Source organism: Dyadobacter sp. LHD-138 (genome assembly GCF_030929615.1).
Lineage (GTDB): Bacteria > Bacteroidota > Bacteroidia > Cytophagales > Spirosomataceae > Dyadobacter.
Window position 1 is genome coordinate 221,733 of record NZ_JAVFVU010000008.1, and the last position, 23,676, is coordinate 245,408.

The 23,676-nt window shown below is 43.7% G+C and carries 15 protein-coding genes; 4 read left to right on the plus strand and 11 right to left on the minus strand.

Going from position 1 to position 23,676, the window contains the following annotated elements; all coding sequences use genetic code 11:
* Window positions 1–3: 3 nt before the first annotated feature.
* The 4 genes from RB622_RS08610 to RB622_RS08625 all read right to left on the minus strand — a co-directional run bounded on the left by RB622_RS08610 (window position 4) and on the right by RB622_RS08625 (window position 9,966).
* Window positions 4–1,347: a vanadium-dependent haloperoxidase gene (locus tag RB622_RS08610; protein ID WP_308046154.1), complete on the minus strand. Its 1,344-nt coding sequence runs from the start codon at window positions 1,345–1,347 to the stop codon at window positions 4–6.
* Window positions 1,344–4,742, minus strand: coding sequence for a VCBS repeat-containing protein (locus tag RB622_RS08615; RefSeq protein WP_308046155.1), 3,399 nt, complete (start codon window positions 4,740–4,742; stop codon window positions 1,344–1,346). Before RB622_RS08615 ends, RB622_RS08610 begins: the two co-directional genes overlap by 4 nt.
* A gap of 97 nt (window positions 4,743–4,839) precedes the next feature.
* Window positions 4,840–6,720: a RagB/SusD family nutrient uptake outer membrane protein gene (locus RB622_RS08620; RefSeq protein WP_308046156.1), complete on the minus strand. Its 1,881-nt coding sequence runs from the start codon at window positions 6,718–6,720 to the stop codon at window positions 4,840–4,842.
* Between the two features lie 12 nt (window positions 6,721–6,732).
* Window positions 6,733–9,966: a TonB-dependent receptor gene (locus tag RB622_RS08625; RefSeq protein WP_308046157.1), complete on the minus strand. Its 3,234-nt coding sequence runs from the start codon at window positions 9,964–9,966 to the stop codon at window positions 6,733–6,735.
* Between the two features lie 692 nt (window positions 9,967–10,658).
* On the opposite strand from RB622_RS08625, the gene RB622_RS08630 reads away from it, so the two are divergent.
* On the plus strand, window positions 10,659–12,017 hold the full coding sequence (locus RB622_RS08630; protein WP_308046158.1) for a vanadium-dependent haloperoxidase: 1,359 nt from the start codon (window positions 10,659–10,661) through the stop codon (window positions 12,015–12,017).
* Window positions 12,018–12,317: 300 nt separating this feature from the next.
* Here the strand turns inward: RB622_RS08630 and nadB are convergent, their stop codons facing one another.
* The 6 genes from nadB to RB622_RS08660 form a co-directional block, all read right to left on the minus strand.
* Window positions 12,318–13,898: an L-aspartate oxidase gene (nadB, locus tag RB622_RS08635; protein WP_308046159.1), complete on the minus strand. Its 1,581-nt coding sequence runs from the start codon at window positions 13,896–13,898 to the stop codon at window positions 12,318–12,320.
* Window positions 13,899–14,006: 108 nt separating this feature from the next.
* Complete coding sequence (nadA, locus tag RB622_RS08640) at window positions 14,007–15,002, minus strand: quinolinate synthase NadA (RefSeq protein WP_308046160.1); 996 nt, start codon at window positions 15,000–15,002, stop codon at window positions 14,007–14,009.
* 316 nt (window positions 15,003–15,318) lie between these two features.
* Entirely contained in the window at window positions 15,319–16,740 is a 1,422-nt protein-coding gene (locus tag RB622_RS08645; protein ID WP_308046161.1) for an inorganic phosphate transporter, read from the minus strand.
* A 261-nt stretch (window positions 16,741–17,001) separates the two neighbouring features.
* The gene (gene rlmN / locus RB622_RS08650; protein ID WP_308046162.1) at window positions 17,002–18,054 is read right to left on the minus strand and encodes a 23S rRNA (adenine(2503)-C(2))-methyltransferase RlmN; all 1,053 of its coding nucleotides are present in this window, start codon (window positions 18,052–18,054) and stop codon (window positions 17,002–17,004) included.
* A 145-nt stretch (window positions 18,055–18,199) separates the two neighbouring features.
* On the minus strand, window positions 18,200–18,817 hold the full coding sequence (locus RB622_RS08655) for a CvpA family protein (protein WP_308046163.1): 618 nt from the start codon (window positions 18,815–18,817) through the stop codon (window positions 18,200–18,202).
* A complete protein-coding gene (locus RB622_RS08660; RefSeq protein WP_308046164.1) occupies window positions 18,814–19,263 on the minus strand; it encodes a GatB/YqeY domain-containing protein in 450 nt (149 codons plus the stop codon). Before RB622_RS08660 ends, RB622_RS08655 begins: the two co-directional genes overlap by 4 nt.
* Window positions 19,264–19,498: 235 nt before the next feature.
* Here RB622_RS08660 and RB622_RS08665 point away from each other — a divergent pair, with 235 nt between their 5' ends.
* Window positions 19,499–20,218 carry a pyridoxine 5'-phosphate synthase gene (locus RB622_RS08665; RefSeq protein ID WP_308046165.1) on the plus strand — a complete coding sequence of 240 codons (720 nt, stop codon included), beginning with the start codon at window positions 19,499–19,501 and terminating at the stop codon, window positions 20,216–20,218.
* 90 nt (window positions 20,219–20,308) lie between these two features.
* Here the strand turns inward: RB622_RS08665 and RB622_RS08670 are convergent, their stop codons facing one another.
* On the minus strand, window positions 20,309–20,611 hold the full coding sequence (locus RB622_RS08670) for an SCP2 sterol-binding domain-containing protein (RefSeq protein ID WP_308046166.1): 303 nt from the start codon (window positions 20,609–20,611) through the stop codon (window positions 20,309–20,311).
* A 213-nt stretch (window positions 20,612–20,824) separates the two neighbouring features.
* Between RB622_RS08670 and RB622_RS08675 the strand changes: the two genes are divergently transcribed.
* Together RB622_RS08675 and RB622_RS08680 are read left to right on the plus strand one after the other, a co-directional pair.
* A complete protein-coding gene (locus RB622_RS08675) occupies window positions 20,825–21,262 on the plus strand; it encodes a hypothetical protein (protein ID WP_308046167.1) in 438 nt (145 codons plus the stop codon).
* A gap of 122 nt (window positions 21,263–21,384) precedes the next feature.
* Complete coding sequence (locus RB622_RS08680) at window positions 21,385–23,502, plus strand: SurA N-terminal domain-containing protein (RefSeq protein ID WP_308046168.1); 2,118 nt, start codon at window positions 21,385–21,387, stop codon at window positions 23,500–23,502.
* Window positions 23,503–23,676 lie beyond the last annotated feature (174 nt).

Consider the following 23,676-nt stretch of genomic DNA (forward strand, 5'->3'; position numbering starts at 1 on the left):
TTCTCAATGGCTGCTCGCTACCACACCCTGAGGTTTAACATCCACCAGCGTCCCGATAACCCAGTCCCCTACTGCTTTCCCCTGAATCCATCCATTTTCCACCGCATCCATAAAGTGGATTCCGCCATAAAAACGGGATAAACCGGATTCTTCGGCGGCGTCATTGAAGGATTTAAATTTACGTGCTTTCAATCCAAAACGTTCTTCGACAGTATCTGTATAGGCAAAATTTTCACCGAAATAATGCGTCAGAATTACCGCCGCTGCTGCCGAAACCACGGAATGGCCGCTGAGATACTCAGGAAAAGGCGGTGTCTGCAAAAATGGTTTCCAGTTGGGATCAATGTATTTCCGGATCACCGTTTCAGGACGAATGCGGTTGCTTCTGTACTTTTCATCCCAGCAAGCCATAAAACCATCCATTAAACCTATCGCTACGGACGTGGTGATCAGCATGGTTTGCGAGAAATCCGTTTTTGCTTGCTTACATGCAATGTCGGTAATCCCGATCCAGTGCGCGCCGGGTGATATTTTCTTCATCCCAACGAGTAAATGCCCCTTATTTTCAAGCGCAAACGGATTACAATCCCAAAAAGCAGCGATGACTTTGGCATCACCTTCGGGCTTCACCTTGTAATTATCCAGCATCATTTTATAAAATTCAGCATTTTTATCTTCTGAAAACGGAACAGGAGGCTCCGGTTTAAACTGCGATGCTGAATCAAGCGTAAACGGGCGAACGGTATTGAAGTAAGGCTCCACGGGTGGAAAATAACCCGGAGGTGTCGGGTACCAGCTGCCTTTAATTTCCCTGGGTTCGTAACGCGGAAAATTGCTTATCTTATTGTACTTATCCGCTTTCGCATATTTTAAGATCTGCTTGCTGATATCAACCGCATAGGCTTTTGATTCATGGATCGTTTCTTCACTAAAACCAATTGTTTTACAGGAATCAATCAAACGATCCTGAAACTTTTGTAACATCACGCCACCGGAAGGCTGCATTTTTTTCGCCGTTTCCAGCATCGCCAAAACAGCACTTAACTGATATGAATAGTGCGTTAATCCTTCCGGTTTTTTTATCTCGGGAAAGTCGTTGAGCCGGCCATGCATGGTTTTCGTCACTGCGTCATGCTGCGCTATCACTTCATATCCGGCCAGACAGGCATAGGAATAAAACCTGGCACCCAACGGAGGATTTGTCACATCATGAACCATCACATCCGTCATCTGACTCGTTACCTGACCAATGATTGCCGGACTCAGTTCCGGTGACTTTGCTTCTTTTTTGTTACATCCAATCAAACAAACAACAAACAGAAGAGGCAGAATTAATTGAATTTTCATTTTTTGTTTGTTTTGTATGCTTTAATTTCCTGCTGATTTATCCCAAATAAGAGTGTATTTCCAAGCGAAACCACACTGCGCACATCACCTTTCAGGGCAAAACCTGATCTGTTCTGAGGTATATAGCCAAAATTCCCTTTGCCATCTCCCTTCAATAACGTCCCATAATTTGCGTCATATTTCCCAAACCGCAACCGTGCTTTGTTGCTATTGCCACAAAACAGCAAATCCTTTTTTCCGTCCTGATCGTAATCCAACGCCGTGATCGTAAATACCGGAGACGACTGTACTTCAAGCGGCAACGCTTTTTCTGTAAGCTTACCGGATGCTTTACTTTCAAAATAGGCCGTTTTAAGGAAATTTGATTTCAAATGCGCAACCCCTTCGAGTTCTTCTTTCGAAAAAATATCGGTCAGCGTTGCCTCTGCATAACTTTTATAATCCTGAAAACGTGTGCGCATGATACTCATCTGATCCAGCATTTCGTCACGCGTCACATAAGGATAACTTTTACCCTGAATGTAAAAGGAAAGGATCGGATCAACCGAGCCGTTATCGTCAAAATCTTTGTAAACCATTTCCACCGGCTCCGTATCGCTTGCTTTGCATTGTGTATTTAAGCCAATATTGCCAACCACAAGATCCGTCTTCCCGTCACCATTCAGGTCTTCTGCCAGAATTTTATTCCACCAGCCACTGTATGATTTTTCAAAATAGTCAGTCGTTTTGTTGGCCAGTTTCCCGCCGTTATTAACCAGCACCATCACCGGCATCCACTCTCCGACCACAACCAAATCAGGTTTCTTATCACCATTCATATCGGCCCAGGCGGCATCGGTAACCAACCCGATCCTTTCAAGTTCCGGTGCAAGAGCCGCCGTTTGGTCCGCAAATTGTCCTTTCCCGTTATTGATCAAAATATAACTTCTCGGTGTTTCCGGATACCTCCCGGGAATAACCCGGCCTCCCACAAATAAATCTGGTTCCCCATCCAAATTCAAATCCGTAACACGGACACAGCTTTTACTGAAAAGCATTTTGGGTAACGCGTCAGCCTTTTTTGTAAAATTCCCTTTGCCATCATTGAGGTATAAACGGTCCTGAAGCAAAGCATCTTCCGGCATAAAACTGGCATAACCTCCGCTGGCAACATAAATATCAGTGAAACCGTCGCCGTTCGCATCAAAAAATGCAGCGTCTGCATCCACGCTTTGCTTATCACCATCAAAAGCCGGAACAGGTTTTATCGTAAATGTGCCGTTTTTCTGCTGAACATATAACTTTCCGGGCTCGCCAGCACCGCCGCCAATGTACAGATCTTCCAGTTTATCGCCGTTAATATCTCCTTTCACCATGCACGGCCCCGAAAATGAAAGCGCGTTCACCATCAAAGGCTGGCGTTTAAAATCATTCGTTTTGTTCACCGGATTTGTATAAACAACCGGCGACGGCACCGGATTAAATGTCGTCGGTTCCAAAGTCGGAATGCCTGCATCGCCTTTTGCATTTTTCTCTGATAGCGTCAACAACTGATCAGCTTTGGGATTAACAAGTTTCTCCTGCTTTCCGCTGAGCCAAACAATTTTCAGAGAATCAACCGAAGCAGTGCCACCCAGACCGAAATGAAGGATTGGCGAAACACTGGACTGATAGCCGCGCGTTGGCATTTGTTCAAGATATTGCTGCTGACCTTTTTGGTAAATCGTCACTTTTGCTCCTGTACCCAAAGTATTTTTGCCTTCTCCCTGCAACTTCAATTTCAGATAATGATTCTTTAATTGTTTGTCTCCGTCATTTTGATAAACAAATGCCGGCAGGTTAATATTATTCACGACAAGATCCAGGTCTCCGTCATTGTCAAGGTCTGCATAGGCAGCGCCGCCGCTGTTAGAAACCTGTCCAAGGCCCCAGTTGGCTGCCACATTTTTAAAGGTCAGGTCTTTGTTATTTTTAAAAAGATAATTCGTCATATTCGAAGATGGCATCTGATAAACCAGTTCCAGAATGTCTTCGCGACGTACCTGCCCTTCTTTCCGTTTCAAATGATCGCCCATGTATTTTACAAAATCCATGTTTGTAAAATCACGCAAGTTTCCGTTCGTGATAAACAAATCCTTCCAGCCATCATTATCATAATCGGCAAAAAGTGGCGCCCAACTCCAGTCGGTATTGGAAACACCCGACAACTGCCCGATCTCCGAGAAAACAGGTGCAGCAGATTTGCCCGAAGCAGCGCCTACGACGCCTTTATTCAGTTGCAGCATATTGCGCATATACTGGTGATGAAAACCCATTTTTACATTAAAATCGAATAATTCGTAATTATCCAATCCCACCAGAAGTTTCTGCCGACGGTTATCTTCCGGCAACATGTCCAAAGTAAAAATATCGGGTAATCCGTCGTTGTTAAAATCCGCAATTTCATTTCCCATGGAAGAATGCGAAGTGTGACCGATACCCGCATCAATCACATCGGTGAAAGTGCCGTTTTTATTATTGATATATAAAAAATCAGGAACAGAATAGTCGTTGGAAACATAAAGGTCCGGCCAGCCATCGAGGTTAATATCCGCTATGCCAATACCCAAACCATAACTTAATCCAGAACCGTGAATGCCTGCTTTGCTGGTAACATCTTCAAAAACGGGTTCCCCGCCATTGGTCATATTGTTACGAAATAACCTTGCTCCTGCCGAAGGATCTTCCTTTTTCAGGATTTCGGCCGTGGATGATTCATCTAATATCGGTAACGCCTTAGGATTATGGTTTAGTAAAAACATGTCGAGATCTCCGTCCCGGTCATAATCAAAAAAAGCTGCTTGTGTGCTAGTGGAAGAACTGGCCAATCCGTATTGCTCCGCCTTTTCCTCAAACTGCGGAACGCCCTGCGTATTAGGTCCTTTGTTAACAAATAATTGATTTTTCAGTTTATCCGGCGAAACGCTTCCCGAATAACAAACATAAATATCCAGCAGACCATCGCCATTTACATCTGCCATGGTCACACCGGTTTTCCAGGGGCCTTCCCTGCCCGCAACATTGGCGGTCGCGGTAATATCTTCAAACTGCATTTTTCCCTTGTTCAGGTACAGTTTGTTCGAAACCATATTTCCGGTAAAATAAATATCATCCAGCCCATCCCCGTTGATATCCCCAACAGCGACACCACCACCGTTATAAAAATATTCATACATCAACACGTTGGTATTCAATCCTTCGGTCAAAGTATTGTTAAAATCGATTTTAGTTTTTTCGGCGGGAAGCAGTGTAAAAAGTGGAGGCCCGGTTTCGGCGTTTTCCTTTTCATCAGATTTTTCAGACTTGCTGCAACCCGTAAAAGTGATAATCCCAGCAAACAGGGAGATGGCCAGAGATAAGCCGCTTTTTAGTTTCATGATTTGAAACAGAAAATATTGGATGGAGATGGAAAAAAGAAACTATGCCTGCATAAAGCAAGCATAGTTTCTGGTAATGAAGATAAGAAACAATTAACTATTTATCATAACCAGGGTTCTGAACAAGTTTCGCGTTTCTGTTCATTTCGTCACGACTGAACGGACGGAAGTACATTTTATCAACCCAGGTACGGTTCTCATGAGCTTTCTCTTCAACCGATGTGTAAGTATAATCATACACCGAGGTATCATAGTGATATGGCTCTTTCATAGACTGACCCGCCTTGAATTTACCTACCACATTGATATAAGTCAAGGTTCTACCCAAAGTAGTCGGCGCGACCATCCAGCGACGTGCATCGTGGTAACGTTGCTCTTCATAAACCATTTCAATTCTTCTTTCCTTACGGTAAGCTTCTTTCAGCTCAGCACCCGTTGCCGTCAATGCTGGCATACCGGCGCGGAAACGAATTTTGTTAAGCCATAAAAGCGCTTCTGCGTCTTTTCCAAGTTCAATGTTTGCCTCAATATAGTTGAAAACAACCTCAGTAAAGCGAATGAAAGGCCATGGAATATTCTGACGGTCCGTGTTGTCATACAACGCCGGATTCGGATCGATAAATTTTCGCATGTAGTAACCTGAACGGCTTCCGTTCCAGTCTTCTACCGAACTGCTACGCGTATCCAATCCTTTACGGTTGATCAATGCACCCTTATCATCCAAAAGATCATAAGCACCTGTCTGGATCTGGTTAGCAGGATCCTTAACATCCGATGGACGTGGTTTCCAGCCAGCTCCGTCATACATCACCGTTGCATAGAAACGCGGATCACGGCCTGTGTAAGGCGCTGCTTTATGAACCGGATTAGTCCATTTAAAATCCGTTCCATCCATCATTTGATAGTCATCTACCAATAAACCGATTGGTGTATTTCCAGCCCAGTTGTGGTATCCGTTAGGACCGTTGTTAAGACCCGTCTGACGAGCGCCCTCGCCCAAACTTGGCGTAAAATAGCGCCCGAAAATAATCTCGCTAGCTGCTGATGGATCAAGCGTTTTATCAGCACTCGCACCTGCCATGGCTATAGAGATATAATTAAGTCTTCCTCTTTCTGCTGTTTCTGGTGCTGTAAGGTTCAGCTTGTAACCTCCGTTACCAGCATCCAAAGCTGCTTTTGCAGCGTTCAAAGCCGCTGTCCAGCGCGCCGTACGGTCACCCGAAACATAGCCTAAAAATTCAGGATTCGAATATCCTGAGATTAGCGCCGATTTTGCCTTCGCCGTTGGTATATCATGCAGATCACTGGCCGCATAAAGCAATACCCTTGATTTCAGAGAAAGTGCCGCAGCTTTGGTAGCCCGTCCTTTTACCAGTGTTTTTCCGTCCAGAAGCAATGCTGCACTGTCCAGGTCACTGACGATAGACTTTACACACTCATCATACGAGCTGCGCGTGATCGAGTAGTCTTCGTTCAGCGCATATACTTTTTTGATCAGCGGAGGAGCACCATAGTAACGCAGAAGCTGCTGATAATAATAGGCTCTTAAAAAGTACGATTCTCCTTTCAGTCGGCTCTTCAACGCATCGCCGCTAAAACTAGCCGTTGCCAAATTCTGAATCGCCAGGTTGGTTGCACGGATACGGGTAAACATAGGTCCCCAGTTATAGGTATCATCCACCCAACCAAGACTTGAAGGGCTCAAACTGCCCTCATTGACCGTGTTGATATTACGGCCCGTATGGGTAAACACGGCTTCATCGGATAAGGAAGCAAGCATCTGCTCACTGAAACCTCCCTGCTGAAGCCCGGCATAAATACCGGTAACAAAACCTTCAGCCAAAGCACCATCCTTCCATACTTCCTCCGAAGGAATTTCCGTAGGCGGGGTTACGTCCAGAAAATCAGTTTTACACGATACCAACCCTCCCGTAGTCAACAGCGCAATCAGAATTATATTTTTATATTTCAATTTCATAATTATAGGTCATTAAAATGCTACACGTATACCCGCATTGATAACACGCGACTGTGGATAGTACTGTCCGCCGCTGTTGGTAGATTCCGGATCCCACACTTTGATTTTGTCAATGGTAAACAAGTTCAATGCGTTCACGTAAACACGGAATTTGCTTAGTCCCAATTTTGAACCAAGTTCAGAAGGCAGGTTATAACCAAGTTCGATGTTTTTCAAACGCAGGTAATTATTGCTTTTCAGGAAGTAGCTGTTGATACCTGCCTGTCCCGTGTTCGTATAATAACGGTTGCCACGGTTGGTTAATCTTGGATACTTGTCAGTTGGGTTGTCAATCGTCCAACGGTGGTCATAATCGTATTTAAGATAGTTTCCAATATCACCCGATTCGGTCAAACCAACCAGCTGAAGACCGCCTGCTGCGCCCTGGAAAAGAATGGCAAGATCAAATGCCTTGTATCCAAGATTGAACGAAGCACCACCCGTAAACCATGGACGCGCTACTTTCTCCGTACGAATACGGTCATCAGCGCTGATTTTTCCGTCGCCATTTACATCCTTAAATTTCATATCGCCTGGTCGCAAATTTCCAGTAATATCATTATACTTTATTGTATTGGCATCAATCTCGGCCTGGTCTTTGAAAACGCCATCGAATTGGTACACCAGGAATGACTGGTAAGGCATGCCGGTTGTTTTTTGGTAATCAGGGGCACCGGGTACTTCATCCCAATACTTGATCTTGTTCTTTGCATAACCGCCGTTGATACTTGCAGAGTAAGTAAAGTCACCTGCATTGCCGTCGTAGCTCAATTTAAACTCCCATCCCTTGTTTTGTAGTTTTCCAAGATTTTGGGGTGGAAGACGGTTGTCGATGCCGACAGACGAAGGCGTAGTACCCGATTTTGGAATAAGCATTTTAGAACGGTTGTTCACAAAATAATCAAATTCAAATGCCACTTTATCGTTGAACAAGGTACCTTCAATACCAAAGTTACTGTTGTTGGCTACTTCCCAGGTAAAGTTCTTGTTCGCAATACGGGTTTCCAGCAACGTTTTAGCAACCTGGTCGTCCATCACAAAGCTACCAAAACCCATGGTGGAAAGATACTGGTATTCAGCAAGCGTTTCTGTACCAAGTAAGTAAGGTTCAGCACCCATTTGTCCCCATGAACCGCGAATCTTTACATTATTCACGAAACGGATATTATTTTTCCAGAAACCTTCTTCAGACACGCGCCATCCCGCCGAAACCCCCGGGAAAAATCCCCAGCGACCTTCCTTTGGGAAAACGTAAGAAGCATCTCTACGCCACAGGAACTCAGCGATATACTTCTCTTTGTAGTTATAACCTGCACGTCCAAAATAGCTCAAACGGGCACGTCTGTACAAATCACCGTTGTTAGTACCCGAATTTCCGATATTCTGTTCGGCAGTACCACCGGCGAAAAGTTGGTCAACTGCTGGCGAAATGAAATAACGACGGTAAGCAAAGAAACCATCGGCATCTACTTTTTCTCTCTGAACCCCGGCCATGACGTTGAAATTGTGTAAGCCAAATGATTTCTCATAAGACATCTGACCCGTTAGCTGGATCGATAGCTCCTGCGCAGCGGTCTCCGTCAAACGAGGATCCTTGAAGGTAGAACGCACCGTTCCCGTCAATAATGGGCTTACGCCATCCGCTTCGAACGTCTTCTTGTCCCAGAAATACAAAGTCCAGGGTGTTTCCCAGTTTTTCACCCTGCGTATCTGCTTATCCAAAGCAGCCATCGTATTTATTTTCAAACCTTTAACGCCAGGTATTAAAATTTCCAAGCCTCCGTTGGTTTGAATATAGTCTCTTTTATCGTTGTTATAACCCGTCGAATTGGTTGTGATAACCGCCGGGTTTTGACCGTTCTCGATATCAGGACCTGGTTTTCCATTCGGCCAGATCGCGATTTCCGTTGGCTTTCCACGCATCAGCATACGGAAAATCGAACCGGCACTGTTACCACCACTTGGGAAATGACGATATTCCTCTCTTAATGTTACACCCAGATTAGCCGTAACATATTTGTTAATCTTCGTATCGAGGTTGATACGCATGTCATATTGCTTATACCCTGTCGCAGATTTAACATAATAGCCATCCTGCTTAATGTGACCCAGAGAAGCAAGATACTTGATATTTTCACTTCCACCTGTCAACTGTACATTGTGACGCTGCTGGGGAGCCCAGTTACGAAGCACAGATCCATACCAGTCTGTGTTAGGGTGCAATAACGGATCTGAACCGTCTTTGAACTTTTGCATATCGCCAGGCTGAAATACAGCTGTCAACACATCTTTACCTGCATCCGTTCTTTTATAATTACCTGTTGAGTTAAAGCCTTTAAGCGCATCACCCCATTGTGCAACCGGCAATCCGTCATAAATCTGCAACTCATTTCTGATCGTCGCATATTCAGCAGCATTGGACATTTTAGGTGTACGTGTAGGCTGAGACATCCCGAAATTCATGTCATACGACAACTGTGGTTTTCCTGACTTTCCACGTTTCGTCGTGATCAGGATAACACCGTTACCCGCACGTGATCCATAAATGGCCGCCGCAGCATCTTTCAAAACCGAGATACTCTCGATATCGGCAGGGTTGATACGATCCAAACCACCACTACGGTTAGGAACACCATCCACTACGATCAGGGCATTACTGTTACCCAATGAGTTCGTACCACGGATACGGATTGCCGAACCATCATTTCCTGGCTCACCACTTATCTGTACCGCCGAAACACCCGGCAAACGACCGCCCAGGGTATTCGAAAGGTTGGCTGCCGGTGCTTTTTCAAGCTCCGTTCCTTTAACCGCCGTAACCGAACCTGTTAAAGTAGCCTTTTTTGCCGTACCATAACCAACCACAACAACTTCACCCAAAGACTTAATGTCTGTTGCAAGTATTACGTCAAGCGTTGTTTTCTTTCCAACCTCGATTTCCTGTGTAAGATAACCGATGAAAGAAAAAACAAGCGTATTACTGCCTGTCAGGCTCACCGTGTAACCACCTTCATTATCCGTCACTGTACCCGCCGTGGTACCTTTCACGACAACACTTACGCCGGGGAGCCCGAGCCCCTGGTCATCTTTCACTTTTCCCTTAACGGTGTTTTGAGCATATGCTCCAACAACCGTTATGAGGATTAGCAAGAGAGAAAAAACACATCGCGCTGTTTCACGACACGTCCATCTAGTAGAAAATCTCATAGATTAATTATTAGGATGAGTAAAAAAAATAAAAAAAAACTGGGTAAAACGATAAGCTCATTTCCGTGAATCATTCACGTAGCGTAGGCAAAATAAAGGAATCCACTACACTAAAATGTAGAAGTAAATTCCGGACATGACAATTTGAGGGAGCGGAGAAATTTTTTCAATTTTTTATGATTGTTAGGTTAAATAATGGTACTATTGAAGCAGGTAAAATTAATGATTTATTCACAACAAGTATTATGTCATTCATATACTTCAGATACATATCAGATAAGTACCAAATATCTAATTCTACTCATTATGATGTACAAAAAGATATTAAATTCTTCACAAAAAAAAATCTTCTTCCAATATCTATATGCATTCTTAAAAAATAACAATAATACCCTGCTATTTTTTATTTTCTTTATCAATTTTGAGCCTAAAATGGTCAAATAAATCTTACATCGTCAGGTGAACATTTTGTCGCCATTTTCAACACATAGGCCACTAAACCGATTTTTTACAGTCAATTTTAAGCTTTAACAATTCCAATGTTATTTATATTTATTCAATGAATTAATTACCGGTCTTTGTTTATATCTTGCCTATATTCGTGACAAAATCATTTCTCCTTTATTTTGGGATTAGATGAATTAAACCTGCATTGATTCGATAACCCGACCGGAAGCTTTACCATTATTACAATGAGATTTCTGAAATTCAGCATACTGGCCATTACCTCGGTTTTTTACTATTCCTGTCAAAAAACCTCGTCTCCGGAAGAATACAACGCCAAAGCTTCGGACCCAAAACTTTTTCATGAAACGGCGACACAGCTTACCGATGTCATCATTCATGATATATTCAAACCACCGGTTGCCAGCCGCATTTACAGCTATTCATTTCTGGCCGCCTACGAGGCATTGGTACCATCTGCTCCGGCTTACCAGTCTCTGGCCGGGCAAATCAATCAATTCACGCCTACCCCAAAACCCGAAGCTGGCGCAGCCTATTGTTTTCCTTTGGCCAGCGTAAAGGCGTTCACTGTTGTGGGCCGGACACTTACGTTTTCAGGCAATATGTGGGATGACTATGAGAAAGGGCTTTTTAAAAAATATCAGGAAATGGGTATCCCTAAAGACGTATACGAGCGGTCGATCCAGTTTGGTGACACCATCGCAAAACATGTGCTGGCCTATGCTTCAAAAGATCATTACAAGGAAATCCGTGGCTTCCGTTACACAGTTACCAACGAGCCGGGAACATGGGTACCGACACCGCCTGCTTACGCAGATGCCTGCGAACCGATGTGGAATACCGTCCGAACTTTCTCCCTGGACTCCGTGACCCAGTTTCGCTGCCCGCCGCCTGCCAAATATGACCTGAACAAAAACAGTCCGTTTATGAAACTGGCGATGGAAGTTTACGATACTGGGAAAAACCTCACCGAGGAGCAAAAAGCAACGGCCTTTTTCTGGGATGATAACGCCTTTGTAACCAATGTCGTGGGACACGCGATGTTTGCAAATAAAAAAATGACTCCCGCCGGCCACTGGCTAGCCATTATACGTTATGTGACAACAGAGAAAAAATTTGACCTTATGCAGGTCAACGAGACCTATACACTTGGTGCTATATCGCTTTACGACGCCTTTGTTTCTTGCTGGGATGAAAAATATCGCAGTGTACGCATTCGTCCGGAAACAGTGATCAACAATAACTGGGACCCAAACTGGAGACCCTTTCTGGAAACACCCGCCTTCCCTGAGTATGTTAGCGGACATAGTGCCATATCGGCTGCCTGCGGTACAGTGCTGGGAAAACTGATTGGTGAAAATGTAGCCTTTACCGATACAACGGAGAAAAAATACGGCCATGGCGTGCGGTCTTTCAAATCCTTCAAAGAGGCCTACTGGGATGCGTCGATCAGTCGTGTATACGGAGGAATTCACTACCGTGACGGGGTGGAAGAAGGGACGAAGCTAGGAGAAAAAATTGGTACCAATGTATTGAACAAGGTGATTACCCGGAAAGATGGGAAGGTTTTGGCAGCGGCTGAATAGGCCCGGTACAATAAAAGGCTCTGAAAAGCCAAAGGTTACAACACACTCTCGCCCTTGATTAAATTCCCGAAATCGCATAAGCAGAAGACCAGAAAACAGTATTAACCCAAGGCTTTAGCCTTGGGCGAACAGCCAGATCTCTTTAGTACGGGCTTTAGTCATTAGATATATCTCCGACAGCTGGCTGCTATGGCTAAAGCCGTAGAAGATCACACGCGTCCCCCCAAGGCTGAAGCCTTGGGTTAAGTCACCTGTTCCAAATTTGGGTAGGCCAGCATGTATCTCTACAAGATTATCAAATTAAACCTTCACATGGTCCGCATTAAAATGCAGCCCTATATTTTCACGTCTCGCCATGGCCATTTTGATGATCAGATACGAAACTGAAATCATATTTCTCAGTTCACAAATCGCAACGGATACCTTGGATTGACGGTATAATTCCTCATGTTCCTGATGAAGCAGTTCAAGGCGATCGTAAGCGCGTTTCATCCGACGGTCCGTGCGGACAATCCCGACGTAATTTGACATGATGCTATTAAGCTCCCTTGTCATTTCGGTTACCAGTACATTTTCCTCGGGATGCGTTGTCCCTGAATCATCCCACTCCGGAATATTATCCGGAATGACCGCTTTGTCAAAACTCTCAAGGGTACTTTCATAAGCCCGGTGCCCAAATACCACCGCCTCTAGCAGCGAGTTGGACGCTAAGCGATTAGCTCCGTGAAGCCCTGAACAGGCGCATTCTCCCACACCGTAAAGGAAATTAATATTGGTTTTCCCCCATTCATTGACCCGAATTCCCCCGCACATATAGTGCTGGGCAGGTACCACCGGAATCATATCAGTCCGGACGTCTATACCCGCGTCCAGACAATACTGGGTGATATTCGGAAAATGTTCCAGAAACTTCTCATAATCACAATGACGGACATCCAGATACACATGATCGACCCCGTTTTTCTTCATTTCGGAGTCAATTGCGCGGGCAACGATGTCGCGCGGTGCCAGAGACAACCGGTTGTCATATTGCTCCATAAAAGTCGTCCCGTCCGCATGCTTCAAAATTCCTCCAAAACCACGAACCGCTTCCGAAATCAGGAAAGAAGGTTTTTTTCCTGGCTGGTACAAACTCGTCGGGTGAAACTGGATAAATTCCATGTTGTCACAAATCCCTTTGGCACGATAGGCCATGGCAATGCCGTCGCCTGTTGCGATGGTCGGATTGGTCGTACTTTGGTAAATATTGCCAATTCCTCCCGTCGCCAGCATCGTTGTTTTAGCCAGGAATTTCTCCACCTTACCCGAACGACGGTTTAAAACATAGGCCCCAAAACACTTGATATCTTCACGGTAACGATAAACCGTTTCACCCAAATGGTGCTGTGTGATCAGTTCCACCGCATAATAGTGGGTAAAAACTTCAATATTCTTATGGCGTTTTACCTCTTCCAGAAGCGCCCGCTCAATTTCCGCACCGGTAATATCTTTGAAGTGTAAAATCCGGTGATCCGAGTGCCCTCCTTCTTTCGCCAGGTCATAATTCCCTTCCGGCTCCTTGTCAAAACGGGTACCGTAATCGATCAATTCCTGGATGCGCTCGGGCGCTTCCTTCACTACAATTTCCACAATATTTGGTTTATTAACCCCATCGCCTGCATCCATCGTATCGTGGATATGCTTTTCAAACGAATCCGATTCCGCCCAGACGACGGCGATACCGCCCTGAGCATATTTGGTATTCGTTTCATCGGCTTGCACCTTGGTAATGACAGCAATGGAAATATCTTCCTGAGTATTTTCAAAGTGTCGTGCCAGTTTTGCAGCATAACTAAGTCCGGCAATACCGGAACCGATGATCAGGAAATCGAACTGGGGCATAGGCTAAATATAAACGTGTATCATTTATTTGATGACAAAATATGAGATTTTCAAATGCAGGCAAGTCGCATCTGAAAATCTCATAGCTCAATATCGATAAGAAAAGAATTAAATTCCTTTACTCAACTCCAACATTCTTGCTACCGATTCGTACGCTTTCAAACGGATATCTTCCGGAACAAAAATCTCCGGCTGTTCGTATTTAAGCGCATTATACACTTTTTCAAGCGTATTCATTTTCATGTAAGGACACTCGGAACAAGCACAGGTATTATTATCCGAGCCCGGAGCCGGAATCAGTTTTTTATGCGGTACGGCCTGCTTCATTTTATGCAGAATACCCGCTTCGGTCGCTACAATAAATTTGTCGTGATCAGATTCCTGAACAAATTTCAACAAGCCCGTTGTAGAGCTTACAAAATCAGACTGAAGCAATATATCTTCCTTGCATTCCGGGTGAGCGATCAGCAGTGCATCCGGATTTTCGTCACGCAATTGTTTCAGCTTTTCGCGGGAAATATCGATATGAACGATACAGGCACCGTCCCACAATACCATATCCCGACCCGTTTTATGCGCCACATAGCGACCAAGATTTGCATCCGGAGCAAAAATAATCTTCTGATCCTTTGGCAGACTGTTTACGATTTGCAATGCGTTCGACGATGTACAAACGATATCCGTCAAAGCCTTGATTTCCGCAGAACAGTTGATATAACTGATCACAATATGGTCAGGATATTGCGCCTTGAAAGCAGCGAATTTATCCGCCGGTGCAGAATCAGCCAGTGAACATCCGGCATTAAGATCCGGAATGACAACCTTTTTATTTGGACTTAAAATCTTGGCCGTTTCTCCCATAAAATGCACACCACAGAAAACAATCATATCTGCCTCCGTCGCGGCCGCCTGCTGGGACAGTCCCAGGCTATCGCCAATATAATCCGCTAAATCCTGAATTTCTGCATTTACATAATAGTGTGCTAAAATGACTGCATTCTTTTCCTTTTTCAAGCGGTTAATCTCAGCAATCAAATCAATATTATCTTCTACCGTTTCGGTCACATAACCGTAACGTGCTACTTGCTCTTCAATGGTTGTCATTATGGTGAATAATTGGCTTTTTGTTGATTATTAAAAATCCGAGCCGAATTACGATAATATACTTTTCAAAACCAAAGAATCCATCTGGCTGGATTTTCATCATGAAATAATATCTGTCAGGCGCTGTCGGGTCGTCAGCAAAGAAACACGTTTTTAGTCCATCTGGTTTAATAAGAAACAAAAAACTTCTTCCGGATTTACAGAACCCGTTTTTTGTTTTACCAACGTCATAAAAAACCGCCTCACAAATACATGTGAGACGGCTATATCGTTTCAAAACGGAAAATCTTGTGAAAAATAATGCGTTAATAACCCATTAAAGTATCCAGCGGAAGAATGCGTAAAGCGTTCCCGACAGGAACATTGTTACAGGCAAAGTCAAAACCCAGGCAATAACAATATTACGGATCGTTCCGGCCTGAAGATTTTTAACACCTTTGCTGGCAACCATCGATCCGGCAATACCCGAAGATAGTACGTGCGTTGTGCTTACCGGCAGTCCAAGATAAGACGAAACACCGATCGTACTCGCAGCAACCAATTCGGCAGAAGCACCTTGCGCATAGGTCAAATGCTGCTTACCGATTTTCTCTCCGATCGTTACCACAATCCTTTTCCAGCCTACCATCGTACCCAAGCCCAGGGAAAGCGAGATCATCAGAATAACCCAGTCCGGTGCATAATCTGTAAATCTTCTGATTCCTTTTTCTCCGCCCGCCTGCCCTTTCAGGAACGCCGTATCGGCAGAGTTCAGGTTTGCATCCCCATTTTCAAGAATGGTTTTTGTGTTACGACTGATCAAAAGCAAAGATTTACGGGCGTTCATGCGTACTTCTTTTGGCAATTTATTATCAACCAAAGGCTTGTCAAGCTGAACATTCATCAAAGCAATTTCCGTTTTAATGGTGTGCCAGTTCAAACGGTCCGATGCAGATAGTCCCAATGTATCGATCCGGCTGATGGTCTGGTCTATTTTCACCAGGTCAGCTTTCATTTCATTCGGGTTAATGCTGTTGTCCAGGGCAAAATGTGCCGGTACAATGCCAATCAAAATAAGCATCACCAGACCAACCCCTTTTTGTCCGTCATTAGAACCGTGAAAAAAGCTAACCAGCGTACAGGTTGTAATCAAAATGGCGCGAATCCAGATTGGAGGCGCAGCATTTTTCTGTGGTTCGCTGAAAACAATATCACGTAGCGGTTTCGACAATGCCCTACGAAGGAGGAACATAATGATAATGGCCAGCGCAAAACCAAAGATCGGTGAAGTTAACAGGGAAGTAAATAATTCCTTAGCTTTCGCCCAGTTTACACCCGCACCATGGGTATTCTCCGGCATAAAAGTAAAAGCAAGACCGACGCCCAGAATGGAACCGATCAGGGTATGCGAACTGGAACTTGGAAGTCCGAACCACCATGTGCCAAGGTTCCAGATTATCGCGCTAAAAAGCAGCGAAAACACCATGGCGACACTATGATAAACATTTTGGTCGATCAGCAATTCAACGGGTAACAAATTGACAATACCCATTGCAACAGCGATACCACCAAAGAAAACACCTAAGAAGTTACAAAAACCGGACCACATAACCGCGATATTCGGTTTGAGAGAATTGGTGTAAATAACGGTTGCCACGGCATTAGCCGTATCATGGAAACCGTTTACAAATTCAAATGCACATGCCGCTAAGAGACTTAAAGCGAGTAGGAGGAAAATGTCGGTTTCAAGACCAAACATAAGTAGCGTATAAGTTTACTTAATAAAACTTACTTCAATGGTTGCCGCAGAATAAATAGTTTCAGCAAGCTTACCAATAGGTAAGAACAAAATTTCGAGGCAAAACTACTGATTCTTTATAGATGCAATGTTAAGAAATTGTTAACTAAATTCATATTGGCAATAATAAAGCGCTTCAAATCAATTAAGTTTAAAAATAAAAGACACAACGGAACAGCCGATATGAATTATCAGCGATCCGATGTCAGTTATTTTATATTTTTAATTTCCTTCTTTGTTGGCAAGTTGTCCGCAAGCTGCGTCAATGTCTTTTCCGCGGCTCCGGCGCACGTGAACCGAAACACCTCTGTCTTCAAGGAAAGCCGCAAATTTATCCAGACGATCGGATTCGGTATTCCTGAAATCAGCTTCTGCTATGGGATTGTATTCGATAATGTTGACACGTGCTGGCACTCTTTTGGTAAATTCCCAAAGCTCCCGCGCATCCTCTAAAGTATCATTGAAATTATTGAAAACAATATATTCGAAAGTGATCCGATTGCCGGTCTTTTTGTAAAAATAATTTAAAGCTTCGGCCAGATTATCCAGTGAATTGGATTCATTGATTGGCATAATGCGGTTACGCTTTTCATCGTTGGCCGCATGTAACGAGAGGGCAAGACGGAAGCGGACTTCATCGTCACCCAATTTTTTGATCATTTTGGCGATGCCTGCCGTAGAAACGGTAATTCGCCTCGGCGACATATTTAATCCTTCCGGAGAAGTAATGTGCTCAATCGATTTAAGAACGGCTGTATAATTAAGCAAAGGTTCCCCCATGCCCATGTACACAATGTTGGTAAGCGGTGCCTTAAAACTTCCTTCCGCCTGACGTGCAATGGCCACCACCTGGTCATAAATCTCGGCAGCATCCAGATTCCGTTTACGATCCATATACCCCGTTGCACAGAATTTACAAGTCAGTGAACAACCTACCTGGCTGCTCACACAGGCTGTCATACGGTCAGCGGCTGGAATTAATACACCTTCCACCAAATGTCCGTCAAATAGCTTGAAAGCTGATTTTATGGTACCGTCATTGCTTTGCTGCTGCTTGGCAACAGTCATCGAATTGATAACGAAATGCGCATCAATTAACTGCCTCGTGGCCAGGGAAAGGTTGGTCATCTCGGCAAAAGAAGAGGCCGATTTTTTCCAGATCCATTCATAAATCTGTTTTGCCCGGAAAGCCTTTTCGCCGTGCTCTGCCATCCAGCCTTTCAGCTGATCAACACTTAATTTCCTTATATCCTGCTTTTCTTGTACTTCAACCATTATTTCTATCACTATTGTTACCGGATTGTTTGCTGGCAACCTATATTTTTGCAAAGGTACTGAATATCAATCGCTAAAAGAATTTTCAGTCAATCGATTCATGATTACTCAGATGTAAAAAAATTTAACACGGATTCAGAAAAAATCATTCGTCATCCTTATTTATTTTCTTTTTACCCTGATCGGAACCTTCGTCCACCTTATCTTCATCAGCCTTATCTGCGCTTTTGTCCTTGTCAAGATATTCTGACTTCCAGTCCTTGATGAGCTCGCTGCCTTCGGGCATTAACGTCAAAGCCTTCGTAATCACATTGGGTGCAACCGGAATAACCAACGGATAAACCAAGGTATCTTGGGTACGGTGTTCAGGGATTTTCACACCGATCATATTGACCAGCCAAAAGAAAACACTGATGCCGAAAACCCAGGTAAAAATCCCCACCATGGCTCCGGCAAAGCTGTCGAACGTACCTAAGATCGAATACCGCAACGAGCGCCGGATCCTGTACCCGAATTGGTTTAATAAAAAAACAGTCGGAAAAAAAACCGCAGAAAAGCCGATATAGGGCAATACTCTTTTGGCGGTCTGGTCACTGAAATAGGGCGTAAGGATTTCCATCCCTAAACCCAGAAATTTAAAACCGAGGATCATGGCTACCACAAGACCCGCTATCCCGATAATTTCGATCAGCAGTCCCTTTCGGTAACCATGTAATGCCCCCCAAAGTAATGGAATCAGGATAAGAATATCCAATAACTTCATGCGAGCAAACTCTTAACCAACGTAGAAACGACGCGGCCATCTGCTTGTCCGGCCAGTTCCTTGGTTGCTGCACCCATTACTTTGCCCATATCAGACGGGCCTGTTGCACCAACGCGGGCAATAATTTCTTTCAATTTTGCGGTAACTTCTTCCTCTGTTAATTGTTTCGGCAGGAACTGCTCGATAATGGCAAGCTCCGCTTCTTCCTTTTCCAGCAAGTCTGGACGGTTCTGTGCCTTATAAATATCTGCCGATTCTCTGCGTTGCTTCGCTGCCTTCGTTAACAATTTCAACTCGTCATCAGCAGACAGTTCTCCCGATGCACCACCTTTGGTTTCTTCCAGCAAGATCAACGACTTTATCGCACGTAAAGCACGTAACTGATCCTGATCCTTTGCCCGCATGGCATCCTTTATGCCTGATTCAACCTGAGTTTTTAGTGACATTATTTATAATTAAAATGAATGAATGAGTAAATTTAGAATGAGCAAATGTTAAATTTGTCATTGGAGGGACAAAGTTACACGAATGATGGAATGAATGACAGAATTTTGCATGCGCGAAAGATGGAATAAACAACAAATGGCATTACTTCACATGCTATCACGCTATGATTCAAAATTCTATGATTCAAAAATCTATCATTCGATCATTCAAAATTCTATCATTTAAAATTACACCATGACCCGTCTCAGCGTCAACATTAACAAAATAGCTACACTTCGGAATTCGCGCGGCGGCGACAACCCCAATGTTCTAAAAGTGGCCCTGGATTGTGAACGGTTTGGTGCACAAGGTATTACTGTGCATCCACGCCCGGATGAACGCCATATCCGTTATCAGGATGTTTACGATTTGAAAGAAGTTGTAACCACAGAGTTTAATATTGAAGGAAACCCTTCGGAAAGAAAATTTATTGATCTGGTACTGGCTACAAAACCTGACCAAGTGACGCTGGTGCCCGATGCGCTTGGTGCGATTACCTCCAATGCTGGATGGGATACGATCACCAATAAGTCTCTGTTAACGGATCTGATCCAGGAATTTAAGAAGGCAGATATACGTGTTTCGGTTTTTGTGGACCCTGATCCGAAAATGGTGGAAGGTGCAAAAATCTGCGGTGCCGACCGTGTTGAATTATATACGGAACCCTACGCGGCCTATTATTTCGAAAACAGGCAAAAAGCGGTTATTCCGTTTGTCAAAGCAGCCGAAAAAGCGCGGGAAGTTGGATTGGGCCTGAACGCAGGTCACGACCTGAGCCTTGACAACCTTCATTTCCTGAAACAATGTATTCCCTGGATGGACGAAGTATCCATCGGCCATGCGCTGATTGCGGATGCGCTATATCTTGGATTGGAGAATACAATCCAGATGTATCTGCGGGAATTGGCTTTGTAGCGTAAAGTTTCCCGGGCCTCAAAGAAGTCAAGTTTTGAAAACTTGACTTCTTTTTTTCTCCCCACAACCTTCTTTGAATTTCGAAATTCCTTATTTCCCGCCAAAAGTTTCGGCAATTTTCATGGCTACACCCATATCGCCGTCAATTTTCAGCTTGCCCATCATGTAAGCCATCATGGCATTAAGGTCACCATCCAATAGTTTCAGTGCATTTTTTGTAGAAATTTCAAACGTACAATCCGCTTCCAGATCTTCATTTGAAACCGTATTTGGCACTATTTTACTATTAATAAAAACATTTCCCTCGTCAGTTTTGAACTTAACTGTCGCATCCAATCCACTATCAGTACCCAGCATGCTGGTAACGCGGTCAGTCAGAATTTGAAGACTCATATTTCTTTGGCTTACTGTTTGATGTAAAATTTACTTTATGCTATTAAAATTGTAAAAGTATGTACGCTAAGAAGAATATTCAAATCGTTTTGGTGTTTTCATCTAAAAGGACAAATTTTACACTCTGTTCTGGCACTTGCCAAAACGTATATTTTTTTTCAATTGCCAATGAATTCTCCAGTAATACGCCCTAAGGTGCTGACAATACTTTGCATGATTACCTTTTTAAGTTCCATTTCAGGTTTGTGGACACAGTCCGAACGACTTTGGAACCCCGGTGTGGTAGCCGACCAAACCAAGGAAATATTTGAAGGGTTACGCGAAAAGCTTGAAGAACAACCTTCCACCGCCGACACCAAAACGGTAGACCGTTTATTTGAATCCGTCATTAAAAGAACGACACCGGAAACAATAAAACACAGCGCGCTGATCATGATTATTTTCGAATCGCTGACCTTGTATGCCGCCTATTTAATGTGGAACCTCCGGAAACTTGGCTTCTACCTTTATATGAGCGGGATAGCCGTGGCTTTCTTCGGGCCACTCTTCCTAATTGGAGGCTGGATGGGCATTGTTACGGCCATTGCCGGTATATTTTTCAGTTCGATCATGTGCATTATTTATGCCTTCAATTTGAAGTATTTGCAATAAAATAGTGCGATTGTGACAAAAAATTCAGTGATTCGTTTGTAAATATCAATTGTCAATTATAAATCCCCCTTGCATTCCACGCAGAAAAGATTTTATTTTGCGGGTATAATTCAAAAATAGAAATGGCTTTAATTAACAAAATCAGAGAGAAATCCGGAGTTGCTGTCACAGTAATTGCAATCAGTTTGATCTTATTTATGGTGGGAGGTGACCTTTTGGGACCTAACTCCTTTTTAGGGGGGAACAGCAACCAGGTGGTTGGAGAGATTGCTGGTAAAGAAATCAATATCAAGGACTTTCAGAGTCGGGTAGATGGATTTCGTCAGAATTATGAGGCTCAGTCAGGCCGTAGTTTGAATGAAAATGAACTTGCGTCGTTACGCGATCAGGCATGGAACCAGTTCATCGTTGACATTGCTTACAAAAAGCAATTCGACAAACTTGGGCTTTCCGTTACTGACGAGGAATTGGTTGACATGGTGCAGGGAAACCACATCAGTCCATCTATTCTTCAGGCTTTTTCTGATCCTACATCAGGCCGTTTTGACAAAAACGCAGTGATCAACTATCTGAAAAACTTAAAGACATTACCTGTTGAGCAACAAAAATCATGGGCTAATTTCGAAACAAGTCTTCGTGAAGAGCGCATTCGCAGCAAATACGAAAACCTTTTGAAATTGTCTACTTATATTCCAAAAGCGCAGGCTGAAAAAGAATATGTGGCTCAAAACACAAAAGCAACAACACGTTATTTATATGTTCCTTACTTTTCTGTTGTAGACACGACAATTAAAGTAACGGATTCTCAGTTGGAAAGCTATTTGAGCGCACACCGCTCAGAGTACAAAGGAACGGATACACGTTCAATTGAATATGTAAGTTTCCCTGTTCAGCCTGCAAAGGACGACAGTACTGCGCTTTACAATGAAATTAAAGAATTGGCCCGCGGTCTTGCAACGGCTCAAAACGATTCTTCTTACGCAAAAATGAATTCAGATATTCCTTTGCCAATGAATATGTCACTGGCCAACATGTCTGACCAATTGAAAGAAGCCGTTAAGACATTCGTTCCAGGTGGTGTTTACGGACCATACCGCGAAGGAAATACGTACTTCATCTACAAATATGATGGTACACGCACCGACACTGTTTCTTCTGCCAAAGCAAGCCACATTTTGATCAGAGCAGAAAACCAGTCAGATTCGGCGAAGGCTGCGGCACGTGTTCGTGCAGAAGGCATCCTTTCTCAGATCCGTGCAGGAGCTAACTTTGAAGCTTTGGCTGCTACATCCAGTGCAGATCCGGGTTCAGCGCAACGTGGAGGTGATTTGGGATATTTCCAAAACAACGGCGCGATGGTTAAACCATTTGAAGAAGCTGTATTCTCTGCAAGTGCTACGGGACTTATCCCAAGATTGATAGAAAGCCAGTTTGGTTTTCACATCATCAAAGTAACGGCAACTAAAAACAACACGCTTTACCGCATCGCTGCGATTGGAAAAACGATAGCGCCAAGCCAGGCAACACGTGACGAAGCTTACCGCAAAGCTGATGAATTTGCAAATTCTGTAAAAACGAAAGAACAGTTTAACGAAGCAGTTAAAAAGGATAAGGCACTGGTTGTTGCAACGGCTAACCGTATCCCTGAAAGCGCTACCAATGTCAACGCCATTCAAAATGGCCGCGAAATTGTTCGCTGGGCATTTAAAGATGATTCTAAAATCGGCGGTGTTTCTCAGGTTTTCGAAACTGAAGAACAATATATTGTAGCCGTTCTTACTGGAAAATCTGATCAGGATAATGTTAAAGTGGATGATTTCCGTGACGAGTTGACAACGAAGGTTCGCAACGAATTGAAAGCGGAGCAGATCACTGCGAAACTTAAAGGTGCAACAGGAGACCTTGAAAGCACTGCTAAAAAATACGGTGCAGGTGCTTTGATCGAAACTGCTAACGATATTTCTTTGGCAACAGGTTTCTTAACAAGCGCAGGTTTTGATCCGATCGCACTTGGAAAAGTATTCGGTTTGAAGGCTGGTCAGAAAACAGGTGTATTCACGGGTGAAAACGGTGTATTCATCATGGAACTGATCAACAAAACGGATGCGCCTAAAATTGCGGATTTCACACAGAACAAAACACAGCTTACCCAATCTTTGGAAAGCCGTTCGTCATATCTGGTAAACGAAGCAATTCGTGAAAATGCCAAAATTTCTGACCGTCGCGCTAAATTCTTCTGATAAGAAAAGCTGGTCAAAACACTTTTAAAGGGGGGCGAATTAGTTTTCGCTCCCCTTTTTTTTATGCATATTCTATTTTTTCAAAAAAAAATGATAGTATTGCAGTAAAAATTGTCAATAGTACACTTAATAAAGAAGAAGGTTGCAAAAAGTATGAGACAGACTATAAAAGCT

Excerpts from the sequence above, each read along its gene's own strand:
- RB622_RS08610 (WP_308046154.1), bottom strand. The coding sequence starts at position 1,347 with ATGAAAATTCAATTAATTCTGCCTCTTCTGTTTGTTGTTTGTTTGATT.
- RB622_RS08615 (WP_308046155.1), bottom strand. The coding sequence starts at position 4,742 with ATGAAACTAAAAAGCGGCTTATCTCTGGCCATCTCCCTGTTTGCTGGG.
- RB622_RS08620 (WP_308046156.1), bottom strand. The coding sequence starts at position 6,720 with ATGAAATTGAAATATAAAAATATAATTCTGATTGCGCTGTTGACTACG.
- RB622_RS08625 (WP_308046157.1), bottom strand. The coding sequence starts at position 9,966 with ATGAGATTTTCTACTAGATGGACGTGTCGTGAAACAGCGCGATGTGTT.
- RB622_RS08630 (WP_308046158.1), top strand. The coding sequence starts at position 10,659 with ATGAGATTTCTGAAATTCAGCATACTGGCCATTACCTCGGTTTTTTAC.
- nadB (WP_308046159.1), bottom strand. The coding sequence starts at position 13,898 with ATGCCCCAGTTCGATTTCCTGATCATCGGTTCCGGTATTGCCGGACTT.
- nadA (WP_308046160.1), bottom strand. The coding sequence starts at position 15,002 with ATGACAACCATTGAAGAGCAAGTAGCACGTTACGGTTATGTGACCGAA.
- RB622_RS08645 (WP_308046161.1), bottom strand. The coding sequence starts at position 16,740 with ATGTTTGGTCTTGAAACCGACATTTTCCTCCTACTCGCTTTAAGTCTC.
- rlmN (WP_308046162.1), bottom strand. The coding sequence starts at position 18,054 with ATGGTTGAAGTACAAGAAAAGCAGGATATAAGGAAATTAAGTGTTGAT.
- RB622_RS08655 (WP_308046163.1), bottom strand. The coding sequence starts at position 18,817 with ATGAAGTTATTGGATATTCTTATCCTGATTCCATTACTTTGGGGGGCA.
- RB622_RS08660 (WP_308046164.1), bottom strand. The coding sequence starts at position 19,263 with ATGTCACTAAAAACTCAGGTTGAATCAGGCATAAAGGATGCCATGCGG.
- RB622_RS08665 (WP_308046165.1), top strand. The coding sequence starts at position 19,499 with ATGACCCGTCTCAGCGTCAACATTAACAAAATAGCTACACTTCGGAAT.
- RB622_RS08670 (WP_308046166.1), bottom strand. The coding sequence starts at position 20,611 with ATGAGTCTTCAAATTCTGACTGACCGCGTTACCAGCATGCTGGGTACT.
- RB622_RS08675 (WP_308046167.1), top strand. The coding sequence starts at position 20,825 with ATGATTACCTTTTTAAGTTCCATTTCAGGTTTGTGGACACAGTCCGAA.
- RB622_RS08680 (WP_308046168.1), top strand. The coding sequence starts at position 21,385 with ATGGCTTTAATTAACAAAATCAGAGAGAAATCCGGAGTTGCTGTCACA.